Annotated in this window: 20 protein-coding genes; 19 read left to right on the forward strand and 1 reads right to left on the reverse strand. The window is 36.2% G+C overall.

Annotated elements, in window-relative coordinates; translation table 11 throughout:
• The first annotated feature begins 47 nt into the window (after positions 1-47).
• The 19 genes from HEQ36_RS17095 (at position 48) to HEQ36_RS17185 (ending at position 21,786) form a co-directional block, all read left to right on the forward strand.
• On the forward strand, positions 48-1,016 hold the full coding sequence (locus tag HEQ36_RS17095; protein WP_168636363.1) for a glycosyl transferase: 969 nt from the start codon (positions 48-50) through the stop codon (positions 1,014-1,016).
• Entirely contained in the window at positions 1,009-1,998 is a 990-nt protein-coding gene (locus HEQ36_RS17100; protein WP_205748557.1) for an NAD-dependent epimerase/dehydratase family protein, read from the forward strand. The genes HEQ36_RS17095 and HEQ36_RS17100 overlap by 8 nt, the downstream gene beginning before the upstream one ends.
• A gap of 18 nt (positions 1,999-2,016) precedes the next feature.
• A complete protein-coding gene (locus HEQ36_RS17105; RefSeq protein ID WP_290708127.1) occupies positions 2,017-3,195 on the forward strand; it encodes a DegT/DnrJ/EryC1/StrS aminotransferase family protein in 1,179 nt (392 codons plus the stop codon).
• Positions 3,116-3,994, forward strand: coding sequence for a hypothetical protein (locus HEQ36_RS17110; RefSeq protein WP_168636365.1), 879 nt, complete (start codon positions 3,116-3,118; stop codon positions 3,992-3,994). Before HEQ36_RS17105 ends, HEQ36_RS17110 begins: the two co-directional genes overlap by 80 nt.
• A 204-nt stretch (positions 3,995-4,198) precedes the next feature.
• On the forward strand, positions 4,199-5,167 hold the full coding sequence (locus tag HEQ36_RS17115; RefSeq protein ID WP_168636366.1) for a hypothetical protein: 969 nt from the start codon (positions 4,199-4,201) through the stop codon (positions 5,165-5,167).
• 179 nt (positions 5,168-5,346) lie between these two features.
• Complete coding sequence (locus tag HEQ36_RS17120) at positions 5,347-6,201, forward strand: hypothetical protein (protein ID WP_168636367.1); 855 nt, start codon at positions 5,347-5,349, stop codon at positions 6,199-6,201.
• Between the two features lie 47 nt (positions 6,202-6,248).
• Complete coding sequence (locus HEQ36_RS17125) at positions 6,249-7,403, forward strand: glycosyltransferase family 4 protein (RefSeq protein ID WP_168636368.1); 1,155 nt, start codon at positions 6,249-6,251, stop codon at positions 7,401-7,403.
• 14 nt (positions 7,404-7,417) lie between these two features.
• On the forward strand, positions 7,418-8,320 hold the full coding sequence (locus tag HEQ36_RS17130; RefSeq protein ID WP_168636369.1) for an alpha-1,2-fucosyltransferase: 903 nt from the start codon (positions 7,418-7,420) through the stop codon (positions 8,318-8,320).
• A gap of 59 nt (positions 8,321-8,379) precedes the next feature.
• Positions 8,380-9,321, forward strand: coding sequence for a glycosyltransferase (locus HEQ36_RS17135; protein WP_290708130.1), 942 nt, complete (start codon positions 8,380-8,382; stop codon positions 9,319-9,321).
• 20 nt (positions 9,322-9,341) lie between these two features.
• Positions 9,342-10,277, forward strand: a complete 936-nt coding sequence (locus tag HEQ36_RS17140) for a glycosyltransferase (RefSeq protein ID WP_168636370.1) — start codon at positions 9,342-9,344, stop codon at positions 10,275-10,277.
• A 23-nt stretch (positions 10,278-10,300) separates the two neighbouring features.
• Positions 10,301-11,356, forward strand: a complete 1,056-nt coding sequence (locus HEQ36_RS17145) for a glycosyltransferase family 2 protein (RefSeq protein WP_168636371.1) — start codon at positions 10,301-10,303, stop codon at positions 11,354-11,356.
• Between the two features lie 36 nt (positions 11,357-11,392).
• The gene (locus tag HEQ36_RS17150) at positions 11,393-12,631 is read left to right on the forward strand and encodes a glycosyltransferase family 4 protein (RefSeq protein WP_168636372.1); all 1,239 of its coding nucleotides are present in this window, start codon (positions 11,393-11,395) and stop codon (positions 12,629-12,631) included.
• Between the two features lie 55 nt (positions 12,632-12,686).
• Entirely contained in the window at positions 12,687-13,400 is a 714-nt protein-coding gene (locus tag HEQ36_RS17155) for a beta-1,6-N-acetylglucosaminyltransferase (protein WP_168636373.1), read from the forward strand.
• Positions 13,401-13,694: 294 nt separating this feature from the next.
• Positions 13,695-14,879 carry a glycosyltransferase family 1 protein gene (locus HEQ36_RS17160; protein ID WP_233455507.1) on the forward strand — a complete coding sequence of 395 codons (1,185 nt, stop codon included), beginning with the start codon at positions 13,695-13,697 and terminating at the stop codon, positions 14,877-14,879.
• Between the two features lie 197 nt (positions 14,880-15,076).
• Entirely contained in the window at positions 15,077-16,486 is a 1,410-nt protein-coding gene (locus HEQ36_RS17165; protein WP_168636374.1) for a hypothetical protein, read from the forward strand.
• The gene (locus tag HEQ36_RS17170) at positions 16,483-17,745 is read left to right on the forward strand and encodes a glycosyltransferase family 4 protein (RefSeq protein WP_168636509.1); all 1,263 of its coding nucleotides are present in this window, start codon (positions 16,483-16,485) and stop codon (positions 17,743-17,745) included. Before HEQ36_RS17165 ends, HEQ36_RS17170 begins: the two co-directional genes overlap by 4 nt.
• Positions 17,746-17,886: 141 nt before the next feature.
• Entirely contained in the window at positions 17,887-19,005 is a 1,119-nt protein-coding gene (locus HEQ36_RS17175; protein ID WP_053538725.1) for an acyltransferase, read from the forward strand.
• Between the two features lie 167 nt (positions 19,006-19,172).
• Entirely contained in the window at positions 19,173-20,285 is a 1,113-nt protein-coding gene (locus HEQ36_RS17180; RefSeq protein WP_168636375.1) for a glycosyltransferase family 1 protein, read from the forward strand.
• 505 nt (positions 20,286-20,790) lie between these two features.
• Complete coding sequence (locus HEQ36_RS17185) at positions 20,791-21,786, forward strand: protochlorophyllide reductase (protein ID WP_168636376.1); 996 nt, start codon at positions 20,791-20,793, stop codon at positions 21,784-21,786.
• A gap of 125 nt (positions 21,787-21,911) precedes the next feature.
• Here HEQ36_RS17185 and HEQ36_RS17190 read toward each other — a convergent pair whose 3' ends face one another.
• A complete protein-coding gene (locus HEQ36_RS17190; protein ID WP_039199333.1) occupies positions 21,912-22,928 on the reverse strand; it encodes a TOBE-like domain-containing protein in 1,017 nt (338 codons plus the stop codon).
• Positions 22,929-23,051: the final 123 nt, after the last annotated feature.

Consider the following 23,051-nt stretch of genomic DNA (forward strand, 5'->3'; position numbering starts at 1 on the left):
ATTAATATAGTAAATAAAAGATAAACAGCAGTAAAAAACCTGGAAATATGAACTACTACGTTACCCTATTTGATAGTAACTATTTAACTCGTGGTTTGGTGATGTATCGATCTCTAGTGCGCCATGCTAAAGAATTTCATCTCTGGATTATTTGTTTTGATGATTTAGCCTATCAACTTTTACAACAACTAAATCTTGATCAAGTAACTTTAGTTTCCTTATCGAAATTTGAAGATTCGGAACTCTTACAAATTAAGCCGCAAAGAACTCGGCAAGAATACTGTTGGACCTGTACTCCTTCAACTCTTTTATATGTTTTGAACACAGAATCTCATGTTGATACTATAACTTACTTAGATGCAGATTTAATGTTCTTTTCATCCCCTGAGCCAATATTTACAGAAGCAGAGAACGCATCAATTCTACTTACAGAACATCGTTATTTACCTGAATATGATGAATCAACTATCTACGGCATACATAACGTCCAATTTATGATGTTTCGTCGCAACTTTGAAGGATTAAATGCGCTCAAGTGGTGGCGTGATCGCTGTATAGAATGGTGCTATGCTCGATTCGAGAATGGTAAATTCGGCGACCAAAAATATCTGGATGACTGGAAAGAACGCTTTACAGGAGTTCATGTAGTCCAACATCTAGGGGCTGGACTTGCACCTTGGAATGCAGCCCAATACCATTTAACTAAAAATATAGAAGATATATGCGTTGAAAAATACCCCTTAATTTTTTATCATTTCCATGGGCTTAAAATCTATCCCTTCAAAATTGGCTATTTATCAAGTTACCCACTTACACCAAAACTTTGTGAATGGATTTATTCCCCTTATTATCAAGAATTGAATCAAAGCTACAGGGAAATTCAAAATCTGATACCCGGATTTAAATTAGGAATTGTTAATTTTCCTAGACCACCGAAAAGACCTGATAATTTATATCGGTTTATTCGCAGCATCATCAAAGATATAAGACAAGAGAAATATTATTATTATGCGTGAAACTTATCAAGGTAAAAAGGTTTTAATTACTGGTGGTTTAGGCTTCATTGGTAGTACCCTAGCCATTAAATTAGTAGAATGGGGAGCCGATGTAACACTGGTTGATTCCATGATTCCAGAATACGGGGGTAATTTATTTAATATTGAACCTATTAAAAATCAAGTACGCGTAAATTTTTCTGATGTCCGCGATCCTCACAGTATGGAATATTTAGTTAAAGAGCAGGATTATCTCTTTAATTTAGCAGGTCAAGTCAGTCATATTGATAGCATGACAGACCCCTTAACGGATTTGGATATCAATACCAGAGCGCAAGTTGTGATTTTAGAAGCTTGTCGGAAGTTTAATCCTAGAATTGTGGTGATTTTTGCTAGTACCCGACAAATTTATGGTAAGCCTCAATATTTGCCTGTTGATGAACGCCATCCTCTATATCCCACCGATGTCAATGGCATCAATAATATGGCTGGGGAATGGCATCATACACTCTATCATAATGTCCATGACCTCAACACTGTTTCCCTCAGACTAACAAACACCTATGGTCCCCGGCAATTGCTCAAGCATAATAGGCAGGGGTTTATTGGTGTTTTTGTGCGCCAAATTATTCAAGGAGAAAAAATCAAAATCTTTGGTGATGGACAACAAATCAGAGATATGAATTATGTTGATGATGTTGTTGATGCTTTGGTGATGGCCGGGGCAAAACCAGAGTGTTATGGTCAAGTTTATAATCTGGGGGGGAATGAGCCAATTAATTTGCTTAATTTAGTCAAATTATTGATAGATTTAAACGGTGATGGGGCATTTGAAATTATTCCTTTTCCCCCGGAGAAGAAACGCATTGATATTGGAGATTATTACGGAGACTATCGTAAATTTTCACAAATGACAAATTGGCAACCTCAAACTTCTTTAAAAGAAGGATATACAAAAATGATTGATTATTACAAGGAACATTTAGAAAAATATTTAAATTAACAAGTTTAATTAAAAATCATGAAAATACCCTTTGGCGATTTAAAACGTCAGTATGATCAACTTCGTACAGAAATTGATGCTGCAATTAGTGAAGTATGTGATAGTGGCTGGTTTATTTTAGGAAATCAAGTTCACAGTTTTGAGAAAAATTTCGCTTACTATTGCAATGCAAAGTATGGAGTTGCAGTTGGTTCGGGGACAGAAGCTTTGCATTTAGCTTTGGTTGCTAGTGGTGTGGAATATGGGGATGAAGTAATTACCGTTGCTAATACCTGTGTACCTACTCTTTCAGCAATTTCTTTTGCAGGAGCAATTCCCGTCTTTGTTGATATTGATGAAACCACCTATACTATTAATCCATCCTTAATTGCAGAAAGGATAACTTCAAAAACCAAGGCAATTGTACCTGTTCACTTGTATGGACAATGCGCCGATATGACTCCTATTTTAGAAATTTCCCACCAATATAATCTAGCCGTGATTGAAGATTGCGCCCAGTCTCATGGTTCTTTGTATAAAAATCAAATGGCGGGAACTATGGGTGATGCTGGTTGTTTTAGCTTTTACCCCAGTAAAAATCTAGGGGCTTTTGGTGATGGGGGTTTAGTATTAACTAATAATCAAGAGATTGCGGAAAAACTCACTAAACTCCGAAATTATGGTCAAGAAAAGCGATATTACCACAGCATCAAGGGATTTAACAGCCGGCTAGATGAATTGCAAGCAGCTATTTTAAATACTAAATTACCTTATTTAAATGCTTGGAATCAACGCCGTCGAGAAATTGCCCAACGTTATCATCAAGCTTTTTCAGCAGTTGGGATAATTTGCCCTTTTGAGGACTCAGAACGGTTTCATGTCTATCATTTATATGTGATTAGAGTACCCCAACGCGATCGCTTTCAACAATTACTTCAAGAACAAGGTATTGCTACAATTATTCATTATCCTGTTCCTGTGCATTTACAAGAATCTTACTCTGAATTTCAGGGGCAAAGTAAATTTTTACCCGTAACGGAAAAATTAGCATCTGAAATTGTTAGTTTACCTCTATACCCTGAACTAACAGATGAGGAAGAGGAAATTGATTATATTATTAAAGGGGTTCTTGAGGTTTATGAGCAAATTAAATACAGCGAAAAGTCTTTTCCGAGAAATAGTTCCACCATTACTATGGAAAGGAATAAGACAAATTAGAAATAGCTTAAAATCTAAAACTTCCGACTATATTGAGTGGGAGTATATCCCTGAAGGATGGGAAAGACAAAATCAAGATCCTAATATTAAAGGCTGGAATGTTGAATCTGTTTTAGAGGCATATAAAGCCAACTTACCAACCTTTATTAAAAATTTAGAGACAACTTTACCTTTTGGGATTTCTCCTGAATCAAGTTCAGAAGAACGTACTAATATAATGTTTCATAACATTATCATTACCTATGGCTATGTTTTAGCTTTAGCTTCACGTCAGAAATCAGAGTTATCTTTGTTAGATTGGGGCGGGGGGATTGGTCATTATTATCTAATTAGTCAAAAATTAATTCCTGATTTAACAATAGATTATCATTGCAAGGATGTCCCTGTACTGGCAGAATATGGACAATCATTATTCCCAAAGGCTCATTTTTACAGTGATGAAAGCTGTTTGAACAGGAAATTTGATCTAGTTTTTGCAAGTACATCATTGCATTATTCACAAAATTGGCAACATACCTTAAAAGGTTTAGCTGAAGCAACCAGTGGCTATTTGTTTATTACTCGTTTACCCATTGTTCATCAAGTTGCATCCTATGTTATGGTTCAACGCCCTTATGAATATGGTTACAATACCGAGTATTTAGGGTGGTGTCTGAATAGAGATGAATTTTTACAATATGCTAAAAGTATTAATTTAATCCTAATTAAGGAATTTGTAATTGGTGAAAATCCAGTAATTCATAATGCTCCAGAATCTTGTCAATATTGGGGATTTTTATTTGCACCGATGAAAATATGAAATTACTTAATTTATGTTGCGGAAATCGCTATCATTCTTACTTAATTTGCGTTGCGATATCTATTCCTGTTCATAGATTTCGATAATTTTTGTCCGTAAATCTAGAGAATATGGTTTCATTTCTAACGCCAAAAGTTTGTTATTTTCTTTTTATAGTACATTTGATTGTATCTCACTCAAGTGAAAACTGCTATATCACTAACAATGATTAAACATCAAATGAAGCAAATTATCAAAGCCTCCCCTATTGGGCAAATATACAAGTCATATATAAGCTTCTCTCAGTGGTGGGGCGAAAAGCAATGGGAGAATCGAAGAAAAGCATATTTTGCCAAGAATATAGACCTTTACGGTCGTATTTTAACCCCCGAACAGGGAAATTCATTAATTGCCGATAGGATAGCAGATAATGAACCTCTCATGATTAGTAGATTTGGCAATACAGAACTGGACTGTGCATATGGTTATATGCAAGGTTGTTACAAAGAAGGAATGATAAATGAAATGATGGTTTGTAGCGGTTTTTTCCCTCAGCAAGAAAAGTTGCTAGACCAATTTAGTGAAGTTTACTTAGAAGCATCAAAAATGATAGATATTTTAGGAGTCTGGTGGTTTTTACCTGGAGAAGCTGAAATAATACGAAGTTATTCTCCAGACGCAAATCTTGTCAAGTTATCAACTCTTGAACCTTACTATCACGATAATCCTTGGAGTATGAACCTCAAGAATAAGAAAGTTTTAGTTATTCATCCTTTTACAGATACAATTTCAGAGCAATACATAAAACATAGAGAAATCCTTTTCAAAAACAAAGATATTCTTCCTCAGTTTGAACTAATGACTTTTAAGTCAGTTCAGTCTGTAGTAGGAACTAAAACAGAATTCGATACTTGGTTCGATGCTTACGATTGGATGCGAGATCGAATTAAAGAATATGATTTTGATATCGCTATTATTGGCTGTGGGGCTTATGGGCTGCCATTAGCAGCTTACGTTAAATCTCTTGGCAAAAAAGCAGTTCACCTTGGAGGAGCAACTCAAATTTTATTTGGAATTAAAGGAAAGAGATGGGACGAACGTTCGTTCTTTCAATCACTTTATAATGAACACTGGGTGAGACCGAAATCTGAAGAGACTCCTCAAAATTTTCAAAAGTTTGGAGATTACTGGTAAGTCAGTAAGTTAAGCTCCCAGAGCAATTTGAGTTGTATGTTTTTGGGCAAAAAATAAAGATTGACGGAAAAATTGCAACTTCAGAGGATCTGGTTAGAGTAAAGAAGTCTAACCAGGCTGATTTGGCACAGATAATTCCGTTAGATGGTAGTTAAAAATAGTTAAGATATTAACATACAATGAAAGATTTTCTCTATCTTGTCCAAGGTAAAGCTGACTTGATGAAAAATTACTTGCATCTATCAGAAAACCGAAATGCTGACGTTATCTTTTTAACTTATGATCAGCCCATTGAAGCAGTAATCAACCAAGCCATTGAAGAATCAATATTTTTTCCCAAATCTACATGGGCAGAAGGAAGAAATAAGCTACTAGAAATGGCTTTGAATAAAGGAGAATATCTCTACTATATATTTTGTGATGACGATATAAAATTCATCAAGGGAAGCTGGGAAACATTTGAAAAACAGCTATTGCAATACCAGCCAGCCATCGCTGTCCCGGTAAATCCCAAAACAGTCCAGACTCCCCTCAAAGGACTAAAATATCAATGCTTTTTAACTAATGACGAACAACTAATGGCATTTCATCAAGATGTAGTCAAAGATTTTATTCTTCTACCCTATCAAAATCAATTCGATAGTATCTATTGGTGGGTTTCTTGCAAAATTCAAGAGGCGCTTATTCAAAACTTTTATGGCTCTGATGTAATGCAATTTAATAATATTTTCATATCTAACGACTCAAACGCAAACTATGTCAGACCTAAATCAGATTCAGATAATAAAATGCTATATAAGCTTGTTCATGATTGGCTTTCTGACCAGTTTCTCTCTAAGTACAAGGATATGCCATCTCCAAAAAGGCGACCTATATTTATACTTGCACGAACATTCAGTTATTATTTTCATCGTTTACTTAGCACTCCTAAATACTCAGTTAGTGTCAATAAGCTCAAAGAATTATTGTCAACTGATTCAGAGTTATACAAACAGGCTATAAGTTTAAGAGAGAAATTCGATCACCTGAAATAACGGCAAGGTAGTAATCAGGAAAGAGAAAAATAAGGGTTTAACAATAAATGAAAATAGCGTACGTTACTAATTTTGATGCCAGGACTCTTCGTGATTATAACAACTGGGCTGGAACAGGTTATTACATTTCTCAGGCACTTAAAAATCAATCTATACCTCTTGATTACATTGGACCATTAGAGGCTAAATTAGCCCTCCAATTTGTGAGTAAATTTAAAAGTCGTTACTATAAATATTTTGGTAAAAACTATATAGAATACATTAACCCATTAATTGTCAGGGACTATGCAAGACAAATTTCTGAAAAGCTTAACAGTATCAAAACTGATGTTATCTTGAGTGCAGGAAGTGATTCAATTGCCTATCTCGAATGTAATCAACCGATTGTTTTTTGGGCAGATGCAACCTTTGCAAATATCATAGATTTTTACCCAGGGTATAGTAATCTCTGTAAAGAATCGCTACACAATGCCCATGTGATTCAGAGTATGAGTCTACAGAAATCTCAATTAGCAATTTATTCTTCTGACTGGGCAGCCCAAACAGCCATTAACTATTACAATACCAATCCTGAAAAAGTGAAAGTTGTACCTTTCGGAGCTAATATCGAAAGTGATCACAATATTGACGAAATAAAAGCTGCAATTGAATCTAGACCAACGAATAAATGTAAACTCTTGTTTTTAGGAGTTGACTGGTTTCGTAAGGGCGGTGATGTTGCTGTAGAGGTGGCTAAAAAATTGAATAATTCGGGTTTAAATACTGAATTAACAGTAGTTGGTAGCCAACCTACTGTGGATGAAAATTTACCTGATTTTGTTAAACTTCTTGGTTTTATTCCAAAATCCACTTCTGAAGGTAAAAAGAAAATATATCAACTGATTGCCGATTCTCATTTCCTAATTCTACCTTCAATTGCAGATTGTACTCCTATTGTTTTCTGTGAGGCCAATTCATTAGGAGTACCTTGTATATCTAGAAGCGTTGGTGGAATTCCGACAATTATCAAAGATGATTTGAATGGAAAACTATTTGATCGGGATACTGATCCTATGGAATATTGTGAATATATTTATAATATCTTTACGAATTACAATCAATACAAAGAATTAGCTCTCTCTGCTTTTAATGAATATGAATCGCGTCTGAATTGGAGAGTAGCTGGTCAAGAAGTTAGCGATTTGCTCATGACGTTAGCATAAAAATTGCAAATATTATGAAGAACATTAAAAAAATTTTCATTAGACTAAACGGACGGCTGGGTAATCAGTTGTTTCAACTGGCTTTAGCTTTGAATATTTCGCAGCGATTCAAGGTTAAACTTTTACTAGATGATTATTTGTCCATACGCCAAGGATTTGAAAGATTCTTATTTAAAGATCTGTCTGTATTTAACTATTTTCAATATTGCTCCAAGCTGCATTCATTTACTAATAGAGTTCAGCATAATTCTACTATCAGAAAGTTTTACAAGCCAAATAATATATTCATAGAAAGTGAAAAAAGTAATTATGAATTAGATTTCGTACAACCATATCAATCATACACAGGATTTTTTCAGTCCCCTAGCTTCTTCCCAGAAAAAGATGTAATTCTCAAAGCATTCTCTTTAAGAAGTGAATTTATATGTGAAGCACTTTCAAAACTTTTATATTTGACTGAACAAACAGAATGTCTTGCAGTTAGCATCAGAAGAGGTGACTTTTTGCAGCATCCTACATTGGGAGTATGTTCAAATGAGTATTATATTAACGCAATCAATCTTGTTAGAGACGGGAGAGCCGTTGATTACATTTTAGTTTTTTCTGATGATATCTCCTACTGTCGTGAAGTGTTCAACTCTCTTGATTGCCAAGTTATTTATATAGAAGGATTTACACCCGCAAAATCTTTATATCTGATGAGTCAATGCAAGCACTTTGTGGTTGCAAATAGCACATTTAGTTGGTGGGGAGCTTGGTTAGGGAATCATCAAGATAAGCTGGTAGTTCGTCCTGAACCCTGGAATGAACAAGAACCTATTTTATCTGACTTTCTTCCGTCTGAGTGGATTGGATTACCCAAACATCCCATTTCTCGGTATTCCGTAATATCGAAATCACTGTTTTCGGGCAGCTAGAAAATTCTTTGCCCTTTTTTACATAGGTTTTACTTATCTCATTACAAGTGAAAAAGTCCATGAAATCAGCGATATCTGTATGTATCCCAACATATCAAAGACCTAAGTTTCTCCAAGAAGCTTTGTATTCAGTATTTGAACAAACTCTCCAACCAATCGAAATCGTCATAGGTGATGACTCTGATGATAACCTAACTGAAAACCTAGTTTTAGATATTAAGAAGGAATGCAAAATTCCTATTTCCTATACTAGGCATTCTCCTTCTTTAGGTCAGGCAGGAAATATCAATTTTATATATGAGATAGCAAAAGGTGAGAAAATAGTTCTTCTTCATGATGATGACTTACTACTACCGAATTCCTTAGACGACTTAAATAGTTGCTGGGATATTCATCCAAATTTAGTCGCCGCTTATGGCAAGCAGTACTTCATTTCCAATGAGGGTGCTATTGATATGAATCATAGCTATAATATCAATAAATTCTACTTTCGTACTAGCAATAAGTCTGGATTACAAAAATCTTCTATAGAGGCTGCCTTACTGCACCAGTTCCCCAACGATTGCTTTATGATTCTGGCATCTGCCGCTAAAGCTATAAAATGGCGTTCTTATGAAGAAGTAGGAAATGGAGGAGAATTTGATTTTAGTTTACGGCTGGCCTTTGAATACTCGAATTTCTTTTTCTTGGACAAATATACTGCTAAATATCGACTTTCTCAGGTTTCAATTAGTAGCAACATCAATGATGATTCAACTGCCCAATCTTTCAATATAATTCTCAATACTGATTTTCCAGAGGAACTATCTTGGGCTAAAGAGTATGAGCTGAAGAGAGAAGCATCAACCGCAATTATTCAGTTGATTAATGTAGGTAAGAAGAAGCAATCTCTAGATATTTATTTCAGCCAATATTATCCCTTATTTAAAAGACTTAGCTTAGGTGGTATTCGGAGGTTGATGAAAGTATTGTTACCACGATCAATAGAAAAATTTATTTAGCTTTACCAGTATAAAAACTAATGAAATCAGCGATATCTGTATGTATCCCAACATATCAAAGACCCAAGTTTCTCCAAGAAGCTTTGTATTCAGTATTTGAACAAACTCTCCAACCAATCGAAATCGTCATAGGTGATGACTCTGATGATAACCTAACTGAAAACCTAGTTTTAGATATTAAGAAGGAATGCAAAATTCCTATTTCCTATACTAGGCATTCTCCTTCTTTAGGTCAGGCAGGAAATATCAATTTTATATATGAGATAGCAAAAGGTGAGAAAATAGTTCTTCTTCATGATGATGACTTACTACTACCGAATTCCTTAGACGACTTAAATAGTTGCTGGGATATTCATCCAAATTTAGTCGCCGCTTATGGCAAGCAGTACTTCATTTCCAATGAGGGTGCTATTGATATGAATCATAGCTATAATATCAATAAATTCTACTTTCGTACTAGCAATAAGTCTGGATTACAAAAATCTTCTATAGAGGCTGCCTTACTGCACCAGTTCCCCAACGATTGCTTTATGATTCTGGCATCTGCCGCTAAAGCTATAAAATGGCGTTCTTATGAAGAAGTAGGAAATGGAGGAGAATTTGATTTTAGTTTACGGCTGGCCTTTGAATACTCGAATTTCTTTTTTTTGGACAAACATACTGCTAAGTATCGAAGAACTAAAAATTCAATGTCTAGCAACAGTGATTCAACTGCACAATCTTTCCATATAATTTTCAATACGGATTTTCCTGATGAACTATCTTGGGCTAAAGACTATGAGCTTAAGAGACAAGCTTCAACCGCAATCATGCAGTTAATTAATATGGGGAAGAAAAAGCAAGCCATAGATATTTATTTCAGTCAATACTATCCCTTATCTAAAAGATTTAGCTTAGGTGGTATTCGTAGGTTAATGAAATTATTTTTACCGCCAGCAATTGCTAAATTGATTTAGCAAACTATTAGCAAATTAATAATATGCAATATCAACTATTTGTTAGCATTATCATCAACAACTACAATTATGATCGCTTTCTGCCAGAAGCAATCAATAGCGCCATTAACCAAACCTATCCTCATGCTGAAATTATTGTTGTTGATGATGGTTCAACTGACAATTCCCGTGATATTATTGCTGGATATGGCGATCGCATCATCCCCATCTTTCAAGAAAACGGCAAACAAGCTGCGGCTCTAAATAGTGGCTTTGGATCAAGTCATGGTGATATTATCCTTTTTCTTGACTCTGATGACTGTCTCTTGCCTAATGCAGTTGAGCAGGTTGTAAAGGCGTGGAAGCCAGGAGTTGGCAAAGTTCACTACCGCTTACAAGTCGTTGATACCCAAAAAGAACCATTAGGATATTACATTCCTACGACTGAAGCAAAGTTATCTTCTGGAGAGGTGTGGCGGCATTTGCTAGAAACCAGTGGCTATACAAGTACGCCCATGAGTGGTAATGCTTACAGTCGGACTGTTCTAACTAATGTTTTCCCAATTCCCGATGACTATAAGACCACAGCAGATGACTATTTGATGATCTCAACACCATTTTATGGTCAGGTTGTGGGCATTGAAGAAGCACTTGGTTTATATCGTATTCACAACAGCAACCAATGGGCGTTAACATCAGTTTCGGGTAGCCGATTTCGCCGATTTGTTCAACATGACTTGCAAAACTTTTCCCTGCTGCTACAACGAGCTAAGGAGTTCGGACTGGAAGTTCCTAATGACTTGGAAAAGAGATCCCTGGGTCGTTTGTGGTCACGTTTAGCATCGCTGCGTCTAGAACCTCAAGCCCATCCTGTTGTTTCAGATAATTCACTTCAACTCATTTATTGGGGGTTTCAGTCTCTTTGGAAATATTCTGACTTTAACTGGCAGAAACGATGTATCTATAGCATATTTTTTCTCTGGGTTGGACTGATGCCAGTTCCACTAGCAAAATTGGGCTTTACCTGGTTATATGCTCCGCACCTGCGTCCAAAAGCAATTGATCGGATATTAATTAAAATTCGCACATTAGTTAAATAAGTTACCGATAATACATACTCATTAAGAATTAGCTTTATGAACACTCCATTTCGTTTAGGTATTGTTTTTACCCATCCAACTCAACATCACGGACCTCTATGGAAAAAGCTCAATGAACAAGCGGGTCTTTCAGTCAAAGTATTTTATCTGTGCAATGAAAACCAAGCGAGTGGTGACGTTCTACTGGGTGGAAATTCTCAACCTTGGGATGTTGACTTATTGAGTGGCTACGAGTACGATTACCTCAAAGATTTTTCTGGAAGAGTACCATCCGAACAAAAAAAGAACGCTATCAGCCCAGATTTGTTCAATAGTCTGACTCCAGATAACTTGGATGCCATTTTCATGCAGAGTTTTGTTAATTACTCCTATAGATTAACTGCTCTGCTGTGTAAACTTCGTGGCATTCCTTTAGTTATGCAGAACGATGCAACCATCATGTCCGATTGTCGCTACAGTCGCTTGCGGCAAATTGTGATGGCGATTCTTTACCCCTGGATGCTTAATTTAGCAGATTACTGGCTCTCCTGTGGCGACCATAATGAAATTCACTTACGCCATTATGGTGTTGCAGACGAAAAAATTGTCCGTGGGTGTCACCCCGTAGATGGTGAACGATTTGAGCAATCAATTAGGCAAAACCAAGACGAAATTCAGAAAATTCGTCAGGAAATTAGTTGGAATGAGGATACTTTAATCTATGGGTTTGCAGGTAAATATATAGAGCGGAAAAATCCCTTTGAATTTATTGAAGCCATAGAAAAAGCCCATCAATGTGATCCGCGTGTCAGAGGAATCATGATTGGTGGAGGTGACTTAGAATCCGAGATTAATCAACGTCTTAGCCAACTGCGTAATGCAGAGGTGATCAACCTTGGTTTTGTGAATCAAGCCAAAATTCCTCTCTACTATGCAGCGATGGATGTTTTTGTAGTCACCTCCTGGATTGATCCCCATCCTCTTGTGGTTTCAGAAGCAATGGTGTCAGGTTGTCCACCTATTTTAAGCGATCGCTGTGGTAATTGGGGGTATAACGATACAGTTCGCCATCGTTACAATGGTTTGGTTTATCCTTGTGGCAATTCTAATGTTTTAGCAAATAGAATGCTAGAAATGACTGATCTTGAGACTCGCAAGAAGTACAGTACAAATTCTAAAGAAGTCTTTTACGGACAAGATATCTACTGCGAAGTCAAAGCTTTTTTAGAAGTGATAGAGAGAATTAAACAAGGTGTTGGAAGTATTCATAATGCTGTTCAATATTGTAATCAATAGAATCTGTTGCTATTGAACTTTAAATGGCTTTTTTGTTAGTCAAGGAGTTTCTTTCATGGTTAAGATAGCCTATTTATTGTTAGCTCATCACGATCCAATTCACTTGGAAAGATTGATCAAATCAATTGATTATAAGGCTAATATTTTTATACATTTGGACAAGAAAACAAACATTGATAGATATATACATATTGCCGATATGAACTCAGTATATTTTATTTCTGAAAGAATAAAAGTCTATTGGGGAGGGATTTCAATGATCAAGGCAATTTTAAATCTTATTAAAACTGCATTGGCTTCCAAAGAAAATTTTTCACATTTGGTGCTTCTCTCTGGTTCTGATTACCCGATTAAACCTGTATCGACATTCTATGATTTTTTGAGAAGCAATGCCGATAGACAATTTATTAAGCTTACTAACCTAAATGAATCGCCATTACCCTCTGAAAAACGACTCACTGACTACTGGTTCATGGAACCTTTGCAACCTTTTTATAATGACAGACTCTTTAGACAATTATTACAAAAAATATTGCATTTAGGAGTGACAAAAAAAACTCTCAAAAATGTGTCAACAGCTTGGGGTAGCCAATGGTGGGCAATTACTCCTGAATGTGCAGCGTTCATTGTGCAATATCTAGAACAAAATCCAGTTTTTATAAATTTTTATAAATATGCTCACGCACCTGATGAACACTTTTTTCATACAGTTGTAGCTAACTCTGCTTTTCTGGAAAAAGCAGGAGGGTTTTGTAAAGAAATTAGGTAGCCCCATGAAGTTTCAAATATTACCCTAAACTTTGAGGGAAGAATTTTTATTGAGGATGATTATGAGTTTATTGAAGACTTGTTTTTAAATAGAAAACCCACCGAACAGAGAATGTCTAAAGAATTATGCAAGCTGATGGATACATCATTAATCCGCGGAGCTTTTAGTTACTCTGACTTTTTCTTTGCTAGAAAATTTACAACAGAAAAATCTTCTAGCTTACTTGATATGATAGACAAAAATCTTTTTTCTTAAAAGTTGAATTTAAGGATATCTCGAAAAATTCAAACTACAATGATCAGATTATTTGGAGATAGATATGCAATGCGGTTAGTAATTGTTCGTAGAGAACCTAGTGTTGCCCTGAGTATGGATGTCTATGCCGACAATTTAGTTGCTGAATTAAAAGCAATCCGTCCAAATTGGGAAGTTGTCGAGGTTGCACCCCAACCTTGGAGCAAAAGCCAAGAAAACCTGTGGCACTCTGGCACTGGTATCCGCAAGTATTATGAGCGTTATTGGCATCATCCCCAACAAGTTTGTCAGGTAGAAGGAGACATTTATCACATTATTGATCATACCAATGCTCATGTAGCCTATTGGTTGAAAAATAAAGGCAAACCCATTATTATTACCTGTCATGACTTAGTGCAGTTTGTCTATCCAGAAATCCTCAAAGGACAATCCCGGTTTCCCGCTTTCAGTATGGCATCTTGGCAATTTTCAGTTAAAGGAATGTGTTATGCTGATTGTGTCATTGCTGTTTCCTCAAATACAGCTAAGGATGTTCATAAAAGGCTTGATATTGAATTAGAGCGAATTGTGGTAGTTCCGAACGGAGTTGAAGCATCGTTTCAGGCATTACCATCGGAGGAAGTAACATTTTTTCAAAAAAAATATCGGAGATTCCCTGAAGAAATCTGTTTACTTAATATTGGTTCAACTCACCAACGGAAGAACATTATTACTGTTTTGAAAGTGCTAAAAAAGCTAAAAGATCAAGGGCTATCAGTACGTCTTTGGAGGTCAGGAGGCAAATTTATGGGAGAGCAAATAACTTTTATTAAAGAACATAATCTTGAGGAAGATATTCTTGATTTTGGTATTGCTGATAAAAATATTCTGCTTCAACTTTACAATTCAGCTGATGTTCTTCTCGCACCATCTCTTTATGAAGGTTTTGGTTTGACAATTTTAGAAGCTATGGCCTGTGGACTGCCAGTAATTACTTCTAACGTTTCATCCATCCCAGAAGTAGTTGAGAATGCTGCTATCATGCTTAATCCTATGGATATTAAAAGTATGGCAGAAGCAACCTATCATCTTCACATTAATCCTATCTACCGCAAGCAATTAATAGATAAAGGGCTACTTAGATCAAAATCTTTAACATGGAAAAGGACATCTGAACAAACAGCTTTAAATTATGAAAAATTAATTGGCTTTGTTCCGCAAAGGTTAACTGAAACAATTTTCTAACTTGGTATTACCATATTTTGTACTTATCTGGAGGACGTTTATGTGATGAAATTGCTTTAGTTATTGACTAGTATTACCAACTGCCAAAATCTCAAATCCTGAAAGTTGTATCAATGATTATAAGCTTGTAAATTTTATCAAATCATAAAATATATTTTCAAAAATCAGAAAATTAAGGCTCTGAGGTATTCAATATCATGTATTTGCAGTCACCGACAACTAAGAAACTGAAAATAAAAGGAGTAATTGATAATACCAGCTTAATTATTTCTGCCTTTTCTGTAGTTTTCTACTCCCGCATTTTTTGTTCAATTACTCGCGCTCCCTCCATCTTTAACCTTACTCACTTCGCAGTTGTTCCCTTTGTTTTAGGAGTTGTATTATTCACAAGTCGCACTAAAGATCACAAACAAATTGCCATTACCTATTCTTTTTTATTGGGAATTTTCATTTTTCTCGTCGCCGTGTTGGCTAGTGCTTTATGGAATAACACAGGCTTAATTAACGCCATTGTCTCTTTCATGATGCTTTGCGAACCCTTCATTTTTCTCCTGTCCATCGTCTGTATTCCCATGTCCGCTGAATCTATTACCCGCATCAAGAAATGGCTGATATGGTCTGCGGTGATTAACTTTGTCCTCGCTGCTGTCCAGAAACCTCTAATTGATGCGGGGAAACTTTATGCTAACGGATTTAATGGCACGGATGGATGCGGTGGAGTCTTTTTCGTTTCTGGGGCGGGAAATTATGTATCGGCTTCAGTATCAGTTGCTTTTGCTCTTTACTTCTTCATTAATGAAAAAACTTTTCCATTATGGATGAGAATCGGGGCAGTTATCGCCGCTTTTTGGCAGATTCTCTTTTCTGATTCCAAACAACTTTTACTTGCTTATTTAGTTGCCTGGGTTCTTCTAGTCTTGGTGAATTCAAAAGATTTTGGTAAAACGATCAAACTTCTGAGTGCGATCGCTCTCTTTGGATTCGGATTCCTTTGGTGTGTGCAAAACTTAGAAGCATTTGCTGGATTTACAGCCTGGGCGCGACCGGAACTTTACGGAGCAGATGGTTATGCTTGGTATACCAAATTCTACTCAGTGCGTTCTATTTTATCTCATTATCAATCATCTCTGGATTGGTTATTTGGTCTTGGTCCAGGACACACTGTCAGCCGTCTAGGAGTCTGGTTTTTGAGAGATTATTGGTCTATACTCGGACCACTAGGTGCTACCACCAATCCAATTAGTCAGGAAGCAATGGAATTTTGTGGTAATTCTTGGCTTTGTATGGGTTCTACGTTGTTCATGCCCATTTTTGGTTGGGCTGGAATATGGGGAGATTTAGGACTTTTAGGTGTAGGAACATACCTATTTCTATCCTATCTAACTTGGCAACACTTTGGTTTCAATGATTCTTTGAAAGTTACCTTACTAGCTGTTCTAGTCTTTGGTCTGATTTTTACTCAAATGGAAGAACCTGGTTTCATGCTTTCTATCGCTTTTATTCTAGGACTAGCATGGCAAGAACGACGGCTGAAGAAACAGAGGAAGCAGAGGAGCAGGGAAAAAGAATTTCCCAATTACCAATTACCAATTACCAATTACCTATGAAGATTTTAATATCTGCTTACTCCTGTGAACCAGGTATGGGTTCTGAACCTGGTGTAGGTTGGAATATTGCCCGCGAAGTTGCTAAATACCATGAAGTTTGGGTACTCACCCGACCTGATGAGAGTCAGGATATCATCAACGCAGAATTGGCACATAACCCCATTCCCAATCTTCACTTTGTTTATTTTACTCTGCCCTTTTGGCAAGATAGCAGACGCTGGGGACAGTCTGGCGGAATGCAGCTTCACTATTACCTCTGGCAAATTCAAGCCTATTTTGTCGCCCGTGACTTACATCAGAAAATTGGCTTTGACTTGAGCCACCATGTCACCTTTGTTAAGTATTCCAGTCCTTGCTTCCTGTCACTCCTACCCATTCCCCTGGTTTGGGGTCCTGTAGGCGGTGGAGAATCAGCACCAGCAAGCTTTTGGCAGGATTTTAGCTTAAATGGCAAAATTTATGAAATTGCTCGTAGCAGTGCTGGCAGGCTAGGAGAACAAGATCCGTTTGTCCGTCTTACTGCTAAAAGAAGTGCTGTAGTCCGAGCCACAACTAAGGATACAGCCCAACGACTCTATAAAATGGGTGCCAGTCATGTGCAAATTCAATCTCAATTAGGGTTGTCAGCGGCAGACATAGAGCATCTGAATGAATATGAAATCCTTGATGAGCCAATAGTGAAATTTATCAGCATGGGTAGACTTTTGCACTGGAAAGGCTTTCATTTAGGACTGCGTGCTTTTGCTCAAGCAAATCTACCAAATACAGAATATTGGATTGTGGGAGATGGACCGGAATGGCATCACCTTCAAACTTTGGCATCAGATTTAGGAATTGCTAAAAAAGTTAAATTTTGGGGTAGGTTGCCTCGTGAAAAAGCTTTAGATTTATTAAAAGATTGTCATGTGCTAGTTCATCCTAGCTTACATGATTCTGGAGGGTGGGTGTGCATGGAAGCAATGGCTGCTGGTTGTCCTGTTATCTGTCTAGATTTAGGGGGACCGGCTGTTCAAGTTACAGATGAAACTGGTTTTAAAATTCCTGCTGACGAACCATATCAAGTTGTACGAGACCTAGCGGCCGCAATAATCCATTTAGTTAAAGACCCAGAATTGAGAGTTGGTATGGGTCAAGCCGGACGGAAGCTAGTAAGTGAAAACTATAGTTGGCAAGTTGTGGGAGAGCGGCTGCACAAACTTTATCTAGAGGTTGTCAGCAGAAAAGTTTCGGAAACTGAGGTTATATCTCAAGTTTTTTGAAACTTCTTTTAACTAATTAATTTTACCGAATTTCATAATATTGCTTTACACAGACCTGCAAAATCAAGGTGTATTTGTAGATATACTGCAACATAGTTTTCTTGAATCTAGAAGTTGGAAATTAAATTAAGGCATTTTACTATGAATAAAATTGAAAATAAGCAAAGACTATTAGGGATCGATTTATGCCGAGGAATCGCTGCTTTTGCTGTTGTTGTTGTACATTCCGGTGATGAAACCTGGGGAATTCCTGTAACTAATGGAGCATTGCATTTCCGATTATTCTTTTATTTTGCTGTCCCATTTTTTCTGGCTACATCTTTCTTCTTCATCATCCGTAACCTAAGTGAAAATATTGATTTACATTTTTTACGGATAAAACTTCAACGCATCTTTATCCCCTACTGTGTGTGGAGCATATTATATATATTTTTTGGAACAATATTTTCTTTTATTGCTAATCAACCTGATAGGTTTAATCAGTTGTTTAAAGACCCACTTTCAACTATTTTTTTCGGTGGTGCATCATATCATCTCTATTTCTTACCACTTTTATTATCAGGTATTTCATTAATATTGTTGCTAAAATATCTACTAAAACACAAATTTAAAATCCCAATTATGGTTGGTATATCTATTATTAGTATGATTATTAATAGGGTAATTTCATTATCAGGAAATTCTTTCCAGTTAAATCCTAATACTGCGTTCTCTGGATTATTAAGCTTGCTCGATGCTAATTCAATATATTACTCATTAGCTAGATTTTTATTTGTTCAGATTTCCTGGATTTTGATTTGCCTACCCTACTTTTGTATTGCTGTAATTTTGAACCATCTACTCTTGAAAAATGAGTCGTTTGTATTTAAAAAGAGTAAATTTTTATTTTTCTTATTTTTATCCATATTTATTTATGTCAACACTTTTCGTGAAATATTCATCTTACCTGAATTAAGCAATATTATTATTGCTTTTTCCTTGTTATTTATTGGGATTTGTTTATCAAATTACTTACAAGAAAGTAAAATAATTAAGAGTTTGGGTAATTGTTCATTTGGAATTTACTTAATTCATCCTATTATCAAAAAAATAACTGGAATTATTTTGACTTTTGCTGCTCCTCAAATAACCTCTCAAATTACTGTTACTTCTATGTTATGCTTATCTATGCCGAGTTTTTTAATGAGTTGGTTAGTTATAAATTTGTTAATGAATAACAAACATCTTGCTCAGTATATGTTTGGTATTAGGGTTAATTAAAAACAGCAGTGGGACTAACTCATCTACCCTGATATTAAAGAAATCCTAATTCAGACAGATATAAACTTTATTTAGATATTGCCAGCAAGACAGTATCAGAAACTGAGGTTATATCTCAAGTTTTTTGAACCTAAATTTAACTAATTGATTTTTCCTAATTTCATAATATGCACATACTAATTGCTGCTTTACATAGACCTACAAAACCAACAGGTGTTTGCCGCTACGCTGCAAATTTGGCTCAATGTCTAGCTGATACTCCAGATGTTAACAAAGTGACCTTAATTGTCGGAGTATGGCAGAAAGATTACTTTCAACTATTTTTTAACTCCCCAAAAATTCAGTTAATTACTGTAGATATTAAAAATAGTTCCTTGGCAAGAAATATCTGGTTTTTACTAGGTTTACCAAAATTGGTAAATAGTCTTTGTCCTGATATAGTTCATTTATCTTTTCCCTTTCCTTTTCTCCGTTCACTTTTTCCTTGTCCTGTTGTTTCGACAATTCACGATTTGTATCCTTATCAAAAACCAGAGGTGTTTGGATATCCAAATGTGATCTTTAATCGGTTCTTTTTAAAACAATGTATAGAATATAGTGATGGTCTTACCTGTGTTTCTCAATCTACATTAAGCAGCCTTAAATCATATTTTCCGAAAATTCAAACACTCAAAACCATTTCTGTTATTTATAATTACGTGGATTTTAGTGATATTATTGCTGAAGTACCTACTAATTTAGATATTAGTGATCAGGATTATTTTTTATTATGTGTTGCTCAACATCGCAAAAACAAAAATCTAGATTTATTAATTCAAGCATTTTCTTTATTGAAGAAATATGAGAATTTAAAAGATAATGCTAAGTTAATTATTGTTGGTAGTACAGGACCAGAAACAGAGATTTTATTACAGCTAATTCATAACTTATCCCTTCAAGAACAAGTGCTACTAATTCATACAATTAAGGATAATGAATTATGTTGGTTATATCAAAAATGTCAAGTTTTTATTGCTGCTTCATCTGAGGAAGGTTTTTGTCTACCTTTAGCAGAAGCTTTATATTTTTCCTCTCCTGTGGTGTGTGCTGATATTCCTATCTTTAGAGAAATTGGTAATTCTAGCTGTTGTTATTTTGATCTTCAAGGTAATGCTGTTGAAAATCTCTCACAAACCATTATTTCTACTTTAAAACAGTCTTTAAATAGAACTGCTGATAATTTTCATTTTTCTAAATTGGATATAGCAGATCAATATCTAAAATTTTACAGCAACACTTAGTCACTCGGTATCCCCCACCCGCTCTCTGCTCCCCTTGCCAACTACTGGTATCAGGCTGCTTATAACAAAAATAACTTAGCATAACATCCTCCCGTCTCTAACAATTCTTCGTGAGTTTTATCATAATTGGCGCGAATATTGATAACGAAACTTAGGTTTTAGAAGGCTTAAAAGCAGGCGATCGCATATTCATATTTATTGACATACCTAAAAGAGGATATCCCTGTTCTGTCAGATTGGGATATGCTCAAAATGACTTAATCATTTGATTCTATAGGTATGGGTAAAGCAAAAGCTAAACTATTACATATATATGGCTCTTCTCGTCTTGTCAAGGTCTATTTTTAGCTGTGTTTAGTATATTTAATCCCCGCAAGGGGACTGAAACTTTTATCAAGGATTTAGTGGGTTAATAATTTCAATCTCAAGAACCTTTAAAACCATGAGATCATGAGATCATGTAGACTGTTTTGTAATTAAACTATCATCAAAGGAGTCTGAACAAATGGAACAAAATCGTAAGTCAACGGCAATCATTACAGGTGCTTCTTCGGGAGTTGGTTTGCAAGCAGCAAAAGCTCTCGTAGATAAAGGAAACTGGCACGTTATTATGGCTTGTCGTGATTTAATTAAAGCTGAAAAAGCTGCTCAAAGTGTGGGAATCCCCACAAATAGCTACACACTTATGCAAATTGATTTAGGCTCTTTAGAAAGTGTTCGACAATTTGTAAATAATTTCCGAGCCAGTGGCAGAACCGTAGAAGCTTTGGTTTGCAACGCTGCCATTTATATGCCTTTAATTAAAGAACCTTTATTTTCTCCTGAAGGATATGAATTAACCGTTACCACAAATCACTTAGGACATTTTCTCCTCTGTAATTTGATGTTGGCAGATTTGCAAAAATCACCTGCGACTGATAAACGATTGGTAATTTTGGGTACTGTTACCCACAACCCAGATGAATTAGGTGGAAAAATTCCTCCTCGTCCAGATTTGGGTAATTTTGAAGGTTTTGCCGCAGGTTTCCAAAATCCCATTTGCATGATTAACGGTAAGGAATTTGAACCAGTCAAAGCCTACAAAGATAGTAAGGTATGTAATGTTCTGACGATGCGCGAACTACATAACCGTTTTCATGAATCCACTGGAATTACTTTTAGTTCTCTCTATCCTGGTTGTGTGGCAACTACGGCTTTATTCCGCAATCACTATCCTCTATTCCAGAAAATTTTCCCCCTTTTCCAAAAGTATATCACTGGGGGATTTGTGACTGAGGAATTATCAGGAGAGCGGGTGGCAATGGTAGTTGCTGATTCTGAATACAAACAATCTGGTATTTATTGGAGTTGGGGAAATCGTCAAAAAGAAGGTAGAACATCTTTTGTGCAAAAAGTTTCCCCCCAAGCAAGAGATGACGAAAAAGGTAAGCGGATGTGGGATCTTAGCTATCACTTGGTAGGATTAGGAAAAGAATCTGAAAAAGCAAAATCTCTAATTTAGTCAGTTGTCAGTTGTCAGTTGTCATTGGTAAGGGGGGAAAAATTTCCCCTGTTCCCTCTTGCCTCTTGCCTGTTCCCTCTTGCCTGTTCCCTCTTGCCTCTTGCCTCTTGCCTCTTGCCTCTTGCCTAAATTGAATAATAAAGTGGAAAAGATTTCGCATCTTTCGGTTTAACATAAACCTTTTTTTGTGGTTCTAATTTTAATTCATCGAACCGTTCCCGTGTTAAGTGGGCTGTCATCATTTGTCCATCATCTAAGGTTAATTCAACTTGAATTTCCCAGCCTAAATGAATGATTCTGCTGACAGTAGCTTGTGCTGTTGTGCCATTACCAACTGTTTCAATGATGATATCTTGGGGACGCAAAAATGTTTCTGGGTTTGTTGATTCGAAACCACTACTTTGGAAGATTTTTGCAGAACTGGGTAATACATTTACAGGACCAATAAAGCTCATCACAAATGCAGATGCGGGATGATCATAAATTTGTGCGGGTGTTCCTACCTGTTCTACTTTGCCTTTATTCATGACGACAATTTCATCAGAAACTTCCATTGCTTCTTCTTGGTCATGGGTGACGAAAACTGTGGTGACATGAACTTCGTCATGGAGACGACGTAACCAAGCTCGTAAGTCTTTACGAACTTTGGCATCAAGCGCTCCAAATGGTTCATCTAATAAGAGGACGTTGGGTTCTACAGCCAAAGCTCTAGCTAGGGCTACCCGTTGTCTTTGTCCGCCGGAAAGTTGGGAAGGATAGCGATCGCCTAATCCACCTAATTGTACCAGTTCTAGTAACTGTTCTACTTTTCCCGCAATTTTCTTTTTGGGGGCTTTACGAATTTCTAAGCCAAAGGCGATATTTTTACGGACAGTTAAATGTTTAAATAGGGCATAGTGCTGAAACACAAAGCCAATATTTCTTTCTTGGACACTTTGAAAAGTGGCATCTTTGCCCGTTAAAATGATTTTACCTGTATCTGGTATTTCTAAACCAGCGATTAACCGCAACAAAGTAGACTTACCAGATCCCGATGGACCAAGTAAAGCCACCAGCGAACCACTCTGAATTTCCAGGTTTACCTGTTCAACCGCTTGGAAACTACCAAATTGTTTAGAGACGTTTTCAACTACTATGCCCACTGGTGCTACACCTCTGCAAATAATCTACGGTTTTTAAGTAGGAATACCGTACTTTATATTTATATCATAAATATTGGCAGTTGTATCATTAAAATTCATGAATTAAGTTCACATTTAACCAAA

This window comes from Anabaena sp. 54 (genome assembly GCF_017355725.1).
Taxonomy (GTDB): Bacteria; Cyanobacteriota; Cyanobacteriia; order Cyanobacteriales; family Nostocaceae; genus Dolichospermum; species Dolichospermum heterosporum.